A 10046-nucleotide genomic window follows, 5' to 3' on the forward strand; every position below is an offset into this window, starting at 1 on the left:
TTCCTTTTTCGACGTCCTTCTCGGTGCGGGTAGGTGTCAGTCCCGGTACTCGTGCAGATAGCGGTCGGTTTCGGCGTCCGTGTTGTCGGGTAGGAGTGGGCTGTGGTGGATGCGCCTGGTCAGCGTGACAAAGATCGTGGCCGCACCGCCGAAGGCGATCGCCGCCGCGATGCCGTACAGGGCTGCGTGGCCGCCGCTACCGCCGGCCATGTGGACCAGCCACAGGCCCGCGGTGGCGAATCCGGTGAGGATGAGAGCGAATGCGACGAAGCTCATCGGATGATTGCCGTGGCTTTCGTGCCGGTGAGGGAGATGTGTGGTCATCGGGTGGGTGTGCATGGGGTGCCTCCTGGTGGGTTTCCTCCTGCTGGGCTGGTTGGTAGCGCATTCCAGCCTACGCCGGTGTGCTGTAGCTCACATATGACCTTCGACCCGTTCCTGGTTGTAGTTCAGTGCCGGGATCAACCAGGTGATTTGTGGCCGGGAGAACCGAAAACCGCAGGTCGGATGTGTTGCGAGGATCACCGGTAAACGATTTGCACATGCGTGAAGCCTCCCTGTAACGTTGGATTCACCAACGCGGGGTGGAGCAGCTCGGTAGCTCGCTGGGCTCATAACCCAGAGGTCGCAGGTTCAAATCCTGTCCCCGCTACTCTGATTCAGGCGCCGGATCCAACGGATCCGGCGCCTGAATGCATTTGAGACTTGATCTACCCACCAACACCCTCCGCTTTCGAGGTCTGAGCACCGCTCTGGCATGCCTGGCGGATCGACTTCCGGCTGCTGCCGGAGACCGAGGTCTGGTTCGGCGCTCAAGCCGCCGAACAGGGGGATCCGAAATGGAGCCCGCTGGCCGGGTCCGAAACGACAGGCGTTTGAGTTCGCGTTACCGGTCGTAGTGGCGTTCAAACAAGAATGTCAGACGCTTGTGGGATGGTCATCTCGTGACCACGATTCAGGACCAGCTGGGTGTCCGAGAGCGCGACGAAGTGGTGCCGGCGAGGCCACTCTCGACGGAGCAATGTTTGTACGCGCACACGCCGGATCAAACCGGAAAAAGTGTGTGGCACTTGTGGTCGGACCACGCCGTGGCGGTGGCGGAGTTGGCCGCCGAGTTCGCGGCGCCGTTCGGTGGTTCCTCCCTGTGTCGGCTCGCGGGCCTGGTGCATGATGCGGGGAAGCTGACTGCGGAGGTTCAGGATGCGCTGCGCGCACGTGCGGTCGATGGCGGTGCGAAACTCGGTGCGCCGCACAAACTTGAGGGCGCGGCGCTTGCTGGTCTGCTGCTGGAGGCGGGCAACGTCGAAGCTGCCAGGGTGATGGCGTTGATGAACTTTGGCCACCACAATCAGATCCCGGACCTTCCGAGTCCGTACGTTCCTGTGCGTGCGGCGCTGAATTGGATGAATCGGTTCCCTGGTCATCTGGACGCACTGGTTACCCTGATTGAGGACGAAGTCCCTTTCGACCTCCGGGAGCTTGCAAACAACGTCACGCTTCCCGAGTGGCTTCATAAACGCTTGGACTACGAGTTGTTCACCCGGATGTGTCACTCCGCCTTGGTCGATGCGGACTACCTGGACACCGCCGGCCACTTCAACGGGTCAGGGACACCGGCGCGATCGGAAACCCACGGCATGGAATCGCTTCGAGAGGAGTTCGTTCGTGCCTACGCCGGGAAACACGGCAGCCACCCCGCTGCGGGCGACGATGTCGGGGCGATGCGGTGGGACTACTTCGAGCGGGCACGCACGGTAGGTGAGCAATCGCCGCTGAATTCGGGGATCTACCGACTGCCGGCCCCGACCGGTTCGGGGAAGACGATGTCGTCGGCGATCTTCGCGCTGAGCCATGCCGTAAAGACTGAGAAGAGACGCGTGATCGTCGCTGTGCCCTACACATCGATCACAACACAGAACGCGAACGTCTACCGTCAGATGTTTCAGGACCTCGGCGACGAGATCGTCCTGGAGCATCACTCCAACATCCTCGACGATGCAACCGCCGATAACCCGTGGCGTCGTCTCGCCGCCGAGAACTGGGATGCCGAGTTCATCGTCACCACGACGGTCCAGTTGTTGGAGTCGCTCTTCGATAACCGCCCCCGAGCCACCCGAAAACTGCATCGGATCGCCAACTCGGTGGTCATCATCGACGAGGTGCAGGCGTTGCCGGTCGAGTTGGTGCCGGCGATTTTGCAGATGATGCGCGAACTCAGCGACCACTACGGCGTCACGTTCTTGCTCTCCTCAGCGACGCAACCCTCGTTCTGGAGTCTGCCCGAATGGGCCGAACTGAAGCCCATCGATCTGGCGCCTGTCGATTACATACCGCCGATCACCCGGAGAGTTCGCTATGACGTACGCGCTGCCGAACAGCCCTGGGAAGACATCGCAAACGAACTGAGCAGTGAGCGCCAGGCACTGACGATCGTCAACACGACGACGGACGCACAGCGGCTCCACCGTCTTGTCCAGAGCACTGCGGGGGACGGGGTCGTGGTACTCCACCTGTCGACGAGGATGTACAGCCGGCACCGGGCAGTGGTGCTCGAGGAGGCCAAAGCGCGCCTGGCAAATGATGAGCCGATCATCTTGATCTCGACCCAGTTGATCGAGGCAGGCGTCGATATCGACTTCCCCGTGGTGTTCCGCGCACTGGGTCCGGCGGACTCCGTGGTGCAAAGCGCCGGCCGCTGCAACCGAGAGGGGCGTCTGGGAACATCAGGCGGGCGAGTCGTCGTCTTCCAGCCCCTCAGCCCCCGCGGCCCGTCGGGCGCCTACCGGACCGCCACCGAACACACCAGAGCGATATTTATCCCGCAGCAATCCGCTGCCGGTTCGCCACCGTGCTTCGGTGATCCAACAGCGATGGCCGACTACTACACGCTTCTCTACGGGAGCTATCACGGCGGTGGCCAGGCGAGCCCATCGACCACCATCCGGGAGCATCGAGAGAAACTGAAGTTCGAAGCAACGCGTACGAGCTTCCAAATGATCGATGACCGCTCGATCGCGGTGCTGATCAATGACCCGATCGACGAGACCGATCGAGTGGCCCTTGACGCCTTGATCGAGCGCCTGTGTCACCCGGCGTACGTGATGTCGCGTGCCGAGCGACGAACAGTCTCGGCATTGAGCGCCTCCATCCCGCGAGCCTTCATTCAGCGGTATCCAGGCATGACCGAGCAACTAGCGGGCGGACCCCTGCTTTGGACGGGGGAGTACGACCCTGAATGCGGCGTCGTGGTCGAGGCCCCGTCGGAGGCGACGATCTGGTGACTGGTGACCGGTCTCTGCAACTACATTGGAGCCGCGCCGACCAACAGGGTCGGCGGGAGTCTCAACCTTTTGTCGTCGGAGATCGACACCTGTGCGCTGCCCTTCCTCTCATAGCTTGGAGGGGCAGCGCACGCCTCGTTTTCATCTCGAAATATTCGAACTTTCGCGATCTAAGACGATAAAAGGAACATGGAGTACCTTCGAACTATGAGCGTTCACCACGACTGGAGCGGTCTCACCGCTCCCGACACGTTCCGTTACCCGAGCATCCGCGTCCAAGCACGCGGGGACTTTGCTTGCTTTACTCGGCCAGAACTCGTGAGCGAACGAGTGAGTTACCCGGTTATGACTCCCACGGCCGCGGTCGGGCTGCTGTCCGCGACGCTCTGGAAACCGCAGTTCAGGTGGGTGATCGAGCGGATCGAGGTTCTCGCCAAGGTCTCATGGACGACCATGAGGCGGAACGAGAGCGAAACAGCGATCACGCGTGACCACCTCGCCCGTGGCTACCTCGACGTCGACAACGCGGTACAGCAGCGGATGACAACCATGCTCCGTGACGTTCACTACCGAATCCACGCTAACGTCTGGGTCCACCCTGACGCCGTCGAACAAGACCCGGCCAAATGGCGTGCCCAGTTCACTCGACGTGTCGAACGCGGACAGTCGTTCCGGCAGCCCTTCCTCGGCATGCGCGAGTTCCACGCGGACGTGACACCTGCAGATGACACCAAGCCCATCACCTGGAACGAGGACCTGGGGGTCATGCTTCACAGCATCAACTACAACGAGCAGACCGGTGCGGAAACCTACGACTGGTTCGATGCCAAGATCGTCAACGGTGTGCTTGACATCCCTCGTGCGGGGCTGATGGCTGAAGCCGGTAAGGCGGGGGTTTGAGCCGTGTTGCTTACAGCCTTGGCGAAGTATGCGGCACTCGACGGAGCTCCGACTGTTGGGTATGACCAAAAGAAGCTTGGCTTCATGCTGCACGTCAGTGACGACGCGAGCCATGGATACCTTGTCTCCCGCTACGAGCAGGACCGGACGAGCAGCAAACCGAAGATGGTGGCAAGGTCGGACTCGGTTCCGGCGATGGTGCGCACTGTGAAGGTGGTGCCGTTCCTCGCCTGCGATAACGCGGGCTACGTCCTCGGGAGGCCCAAGATCGCCAAGGATCCTTCCAAACAACCGAAGGAAGACGCTGCAGCGGTCGCGAAACGCAACGCATTCGACGATCTACTCGCCGACTATGCCGACGCCAACGACGACGCGGACGCCCACACCTTCCTTCGCTGGCGAAAGGCCGGGAGCCCTGGACTGGAGCAAAGCATCCAAGCTCTCGATGAGTTCAGCAGTAAGCGACTGGACTTGGACCCGATCGCCATCCAAGTCGGTGACACCGCTCCGCTGCACTCTCGTGCTATGGCAAAGAGGTTCTGGGCCGAGCAGATGACCGCCGCGAAATCCGGCACTGGGAACACCCAAGTGTGTCTCTCGTGCAGTCAGATGAAACCGACCGTCGACACCCTGCCCCAGTCCCTTCAAGGAGCGCTCATCCCCGCGACCAGCACGGCTAACATCGCCCTCCTGAGCACCAACTTTCCTGCTGCTTCACGAGGAGCCCGCGGCGTTGGCCTGAAGTCAGCCCCGATCTGCGTGGATTGTGCCTCCGGTGCGGTCACTGGGTTCAACAAACTCGCTGGAAGTCAGGACCACCGCTGGGGCTACCGCGGCGACCCGACCGCGACGATCTGGTGGACCACCGACGACGACCTGGGTTTCGGAGTCCTTGAGCAGCCTGAGCCCGCTCAGGTAGCGGGGTTCGTTGCTGCCCCAGAACGTGGCCGTCGACCTGTGGGTGAGATTGATGCGGCTGACCGCTTCTATGCGCTGACATTCTCAGGAAACGTCGCCCGTCTCGTGGTTCGTGGATGGATCGACATCCCCGTCGAACAGGCACAGGAGAACGTCGCCGCGTGGTTCGACGGCATCGGCGGCCCAGACCGGGAACGGCCTTACCGATCTGTTTCCGCGATAGCCCGCAGCTGCGGTCCCTACGTCCCCTCCGACACCAACGGCGGAACGGCACCAGAGGGTGCTCGAGACCAGCTTCTTCGATGTGCGCTCACCGGATCCGCGCCGGCTCCGGCCCTGCTCCTCGCTGCCCTGCGCCGTGCTCAGGCCGAAGTTCACTATCTCAAGCATGACGACGCTCGGGTGGTCGGGACCGTCCGAGCCCGTCAAGCAGCCCGATTCGCGCTTATCCGGTTGACCCTCAACAGGAGTTTCCTCAAGGAGAACCCATTGACCCAGTATCTCGACGAGGATCGCAACGATCCTGCCTTCCTGTCCGGACGCCTGTTCGCGGTTCGGGAATCACTCCAACGGCAAGCGCTCGGGGGAGAAGTGAACGCCACGATCACCGACCGCTACTTCGAGCGCGCGTCGTCGAACCCGGCCAGCGTCGACCACGCGCTCTCGGTGCTCGCGCAACAACACCTGAATGCCGTCGGACGCAAAGTGGGCAAGGGAGCCCGCATTCGCTTCGAGAGGCAACTCGACGAACTCCACGCCCGGCAACCAGAGGGCGCCCCCGGTCACCTCGCAGCAAAGGACCAAGCCCTCTGGATCGCTGGCTACCACCAGCAGCGACAGGCGAACTTCGACGCCTGGAAGGTTGCGAAAGCCGCCAAGGAAGACCAATCCGCATCGTTCAACCAACCCGAGACGGCCAAGGAAGACTGAGATGACCACCCACAGCGACCCCACGGTCAAACACGACGCCCTCTATCTCTTCGAGGCGTACGACTCCAACCCGAACGGCGACCCGGACAACGCGGGCAAGCCCCGCACCGACCTCGACACCGGACACGGCTTGGTCTCCGACGTGAGTATCAAACGCAAGGTCCGCGACGCGATCCAGTTCCAGATCGATGAGGGCATCCTTCCTGCCGAACACAACCGGATCTTCATCCGTCGCGGAGTCGCACTTAACGCCGAACTCGAGGACGCGTACGACACCCTTGGCTTGGAGAAGGGTAAGAACGTCAAGGGTGACTCAGTCGCAAAGGCTGGCTCCTACATGGTCGAGAACTACTTCGACGTGCGAATGTTCGGTGCTGTCATGAGCACTGGCAACGCGTCGGCTGGCAAGATCACTGGGCCGGTCACCATCGGCATCGCGCGCTCGCTCGACCCGGTCCTCCCCATCGACCTCAGTATCACGCGTACGGCCTCCACCAAGGAGGAGAATAAGGACAACGCCTCCCAGATGGGCAGCAAGACTGTGATTCCGTACGGTCTCTATGCCTGCCGAGTGCACTATCAGCCCACCCGGAACAACCAGGTCACCAGCGTAGACCTTGAAGCGCTCTGGTCGACCCTGACCAACATGTTCGAGGTGACCCGCAGCGCGGCACGACCTGACGTCTCGGTTCGCAACCTGTTCGTGTTCAGCCACTCCAACGCACTCGGCAACGCGCCGGCCCGCACCCTCCTCGACTCGATCAAGATCACCAAGACGACCGACAAGGAGATCCCGACGACCGGCGCCGACTACACCATCACCCCGCCCGTCGAGGGCGAGGTCAAGCCCGGTGTGACCTTCAAACAGGTCCTATGACATGAGCGACGAGGGCGACGCCGAGTGGTTGACCCTTTCGACGCTGCAGCACTACGCCTACTGCCCACGGCAGGCTTCACTCCTTCGCGAAGGAGTGTGGGCAGACAACCACATCACGGTAGAGGGAACATCAGGTCACACCCGCGTCGACGCAGGCGGTGCCGACCACCGTCGCGGGGTCACGGTCCACCACAACGTCGCCCTCGTCAGCCACGTTCATCACATTTACGGCATCGCCGACGCGATTGAATGCGCCGCCGACGGGATCCTGATGCCGGTCGAGCACAAACGCGGCCGAGGAGCCGGAAACCTATTTCCGACGATCGCTCAAACCATCGCGCAAGCCATATGTCTCGAAGAAATGCTGCACACACTGGTCCCTGCTGTGGCGATCTACATCACCAAAGAGAAGCGACGCGAACTCGTACGCGTGAACGAGTATCGAGACGCGGTGATCAACCTGATCGCCGAGGCGCGCGTCGCGCTTCAGGCCACCATTCCGGCCGCCTACCAACCGCGACTGTGCACCTCATGCAGTGTGCAGAACGCCTGCCAACCACGGGGAGTGCAGTGGCTGTGACCTCCTACTTCCTACGCACCTTGTTCGTTCACACCCCTGGCACGCGGCTCATCCTCGACGGCGACGCTGTGCGAGCGCTCCGTGACGACGCGAAACCGCGACGTCTACCACTGAATGCAATCGACTCCATCGCCGTCCTCAGTGGAGTCGATATCTCGACCCCACTTCTCACACGCTGTGCGGAAGATGGCCGGACGATCGCGATCCTCAGCCTCTACGGGAAGCCCCGCGCAGTCATCGAAGGCCCCGACAGCGGCCGCGGACAACTTCGTAGGTACCAGTACCGTGCTCACTTCGATGACGAGCAACGCAACGCACTTGCCCGGACAATAGTGGCAGGGAAGATCAACCAGATGCGATGGGCATTGCGACAGTGGGCACGCGACGCCGACCAAGACACAGCGCGTACGCTGCATGCCACCGCCGCCCAGCTTGACGATGATCGCCTAACGCTCGACCAGGCCGACCGTGCCACCGCACTTGGTATCGAAGGTGCTGCCACACGTCGATATTTCGCCGAGTTCGGGAACGTCTTGAAGGCGCAGTCTTTCCCCGGACGACATCGTCGTCCTGCCACTGACCCCGTGAACGCGACCCTCTCGTTCCTCTACGCGATGACTCGTCTGTCGGTCCATGGAGCGATTCACGCGGCGGGCCTTGACCCGTACTGCGGCTACCTCCACGGCGACCGGGACAGCCAGCCGTCACTGGTCCTTGACCTGATGGAGGAGTTCCGCCCGGCCGCCGACCGACTAACCGTCTCATTGTTCAACCGGAAACAACTCCGCGATACTCACTTCGAATCACAGCTCACCGGGGCCGTTGCACTGACCGACGAAGGTCGTGAGGTTGTCATGAACGCCTGGCATCAACACCGACAACGTGACTGCAACCTACGTGCCGCCCGAGCTGCGCTGCCGAACGCTGCAGTCCCCATCGCGCAAGCGAACGTCCTCGCCAATGCACTTCGTTCTGGCACCATGTACCAGCCACACGAGTTGGTGATCCGGTGAACCTCGTTCTGACCTACGACGTCGCCACCACGACAGACGCTGGCAAACGTCGCCTCCGGAAAGTAGCCAAGATCTGCGAAGGTTTCGGCCAACGCGTCCAATACTCCGTTTTCGAGATTGTCTGTTCCCCAACCGACCTCGCGCGACTCACCGCCAAACTCAAAGCCGTCATCGACCCCGCCCACGACAGCCTTCGCATCTACCTGATCCATGCTGCAGATTTCAGTACGGTCACTCACCTCGGCCAACGCCGCGAACTGCCGTTCGACGATGCCTGGACTCTCTGAGAACGAGCAGTGATGCCAGCCTCAGCGCGCCCTCCCCAGAACATGTGTAACATCAGACCCATCAGCCACGCTTCAACCTGGCTGAGCGCAGTCTCTTGTCCAAACGGGCAGGTCAGATGCAGTGCACCCCGGCAGCCCGCCGGGGTGGGAGTCTCAACTTTCGTGGCCGATAGCGTACCCGCTAGAGCTACCACGTGCACCCCGGCAGCCCGCCGGGGTGGGAGTCTCAACAACCGACGCGCGAGTCGGTGGAGGAAAAACGCGCGGTGCACCCCGGCAGCCCGCCGGGGTGGGAGTCTCAACGTGATCATGTGCGGACGGATGCGGCCGAGCCTGAGGTGCACCCCGGCAGCCCGCCGGGGTGGGAGTCTCAACTTGGCCCATCGGATCGTCACGACCCCTCGGTCGCGTGCACCCCGGCAGCCCGCCGGGGTGGGAGTCTCAACGACGAGTTCGAGTGGGTGACCTCCCACGTGTTCCGGCGGTGCACCCCGGCAGCCCGCCGGGGTGGGAGTCTCAACCTCACCGCACTGGTGTGGGCCGACCAGGACACCGCGTGCACCCCGGCAGCCCGCCGGGGTGGGAGTCTCAACATGACTGACACCCACACCATCGTGGCCGCAGCCGGCGGTGCACCCCGGCAGCCCGCCGGGGTGGGAGTCTCAACATCAACAGGTCACCGACCATGCCCGTCCACGACGACGTGCACCCCGGCAGCCCGCCGGGGTGGGAGTCTCAACGCCATGCCCCATGTGCAACCAGCCCGTCGAATGGCGTGCACCCCGGCAGCCCGCCGGGGTGGGAGTCTCAACCATCTCCACCGACAGTGCGCGGGGGATGACGGACAGGTGCACCCCGGCAGCCCGCCGGGGTGGGAGTCTCAACGCCTTCGGCGTACGCCGCTTCTACCGCTGCACGATCAGGTGCACCCCGGCAGCCCGCCGGGGTGGGAGTCTCAACGGTGTCGGTGAGGGTGACGACGCCGACATCACGGACGTGCACCCCGGCAGCCCGCCGGGGTGGGAGTCTCAACTCCGTGTCAGGGGGTGGGGTTGGGGAGAATCGTAGTGTGCACCCCGGCAGCCCGCCGGGGTGGGAGTCTCAACGTCGTCCGCGGACCCCGAAGTCTCAACCCGTCATCGTGCACCCCGGCAGCCCGCCGGGGTGGGAGTCTCAACACCGGACGAGCACACGGGTGGACTCCAGTCACACGAGCCCCCCCGGCATCCCGCCGGGTGGGTGGCAAAAAAACGGAAGAGC

The 10046-nt window shown here is 62.8% G+C and carries 8 protein-coding genes, 1 tRNA gene and 1 CRISPR repeat array; of the genes, 8 read left to right on the plus strand and 1 reads right to left on the minus strand.

The window, feature by feature from the left end:
- Nucleotides 1-36: 36 nt before the first annotated feature.
- Nucleotides 37-324 carry a hypothetical protein gene (locus KDB67_RS04875; RefSeq protein WP_291013079.1) on the minus strand — a complete coding sequence of 96 codons (288 nt, stop codon included), beginning with the start codon at nucleotides 322-324 and terminating at the stop codon, nucleotides 37-39.
- A 254-nt stretch (nucleotides 325-578) separates the two neighbouring features.
- Here KDB67_RS04875 and KDB67_RS04880 point away from each other — a divergent pair.
- The 8 genes from KDB67_RS04880 (at nucleotide 579) to cas2 (ending at nucleotide 8786) form a co-directional block, all read left to right on the plus strand.
- Nucleotides 579-652 (plus strand) — tRNA-Met (locus KDB67_RS04880).
- Between the two features lie 292 nt (nucleotides 653-944).
- Nucleotides 945-3281 carry a CRISPR-associated helicase Cas3' gene (gene cas3 / locus KDB67_RS04885; RefSeq protein ID WP_291013081.1) on the plus strand — a complete coding sequence of 779 codons (2337 nt, stop codon included), beginning with the start codon at nucleotides 945-947 and terminating at the stop codon, nucleotides 3279-3281.
- A gap of 207 nt (nucleotides 3282-3488) precedes the next feature.
- Entirely contained in the window at nucleotides 3489-4181 is a 693-nt protein-coding gene (gene cas5c, locus KDB67_RS04890) for a type I-C CRISPR-associated protein Cas5c (protein ID WP_291013084.1), read from the plus strand.
- Nucleotides 4182-4184: 3 nt separating this feature from the next.
- Nucleotides 4185-6029, plus strand: a complete 1845-nt coding sequence (locus KDB67_RS04895; protein WP_291013086.1) for a type I-C CRISPR-associated protein Cas8c/Csd1 — start codon at nucleotides 4185-4187, stop codon at nucleotides 6027-6029.
- A 1-nt stretch (nucleotide 6030) separates the two neighbouring features.
- Nucleotides 6031-6906: a type I-C CRISPR-associated protein Cas7/Csd2 gene (gene cas7c / locus KDB67_RS04900; protein WP_291013087.1), complete on the plus strand. Its 876-nt coding sequence runs from the start codon at nucleotides 6031-6033 to the stop codon at nucleotides 6904-6906.
- Between the two features lies 1 nt (nucleotide 6907).
- The gene (gene cas4, locus KDB67_RS04905; protein WP_291013089.1) at nucleotides 6908-7486 is read left to right on the plus strand and encodes a CRISPR-associated protein Cas4; all 579 of its coding nucleotides are present in this window, start codon (nucleotides 6908-6910) and stop codon (nucleotides 7484-7486) included.
- A complete protein-coding gene (cas1, locus tag KDB67_RS04910) occupies nucleotides 7483-8499 on the plus strand; it encodes a CRISPR-associated endonuclease Cas1 (RefSeq protein WP_291013092.1) in 1017 nt (338 codons plus the stop codon). Before cas4 ends, cas1 begins: the two co-directional genes overlap by 4 nt.
- On the plus strand, nucleotides 8496-8786 hold the full coding sequence (cas2, locus tag KDB67_RS04915) for a CRISPR-associated endonuclease Cas2 (RefSeq protein ID WP_291013095.1): 291 nt from the start codon (nucleotides 8496-8498) through the stop codon (nucleotides 8784-8786). The genes cas1 and cas2 overlap by 4 nt, the downstream gene beginning before the upstream one ends.
- A 121-nt stretch (nucleotides 8787-8907) precedes the next feature.
- Nucleotides 8908-9964: a CRISPR direct-repeat array (repeat unit 37 nt; unit sequence GTGCACCCCGGCAGCCCGCCGGGGTGGGAGTCTCAAC).
- The last annotated feature ends 82 nt before the right edge of the window (nucleotides 9965-10046 follow it).

Source organism: Gordonia sp. (in: high G+C Gram-positive bacteria) (assembly GCF_020438995.1).
In the GTDB taxonomy this organism is placed as follows: domain Bacteria; phylum Actinomycetota; class Actinomycetes; order Mycobacteriales; family Mycobacteriaceae; genus Gordonia.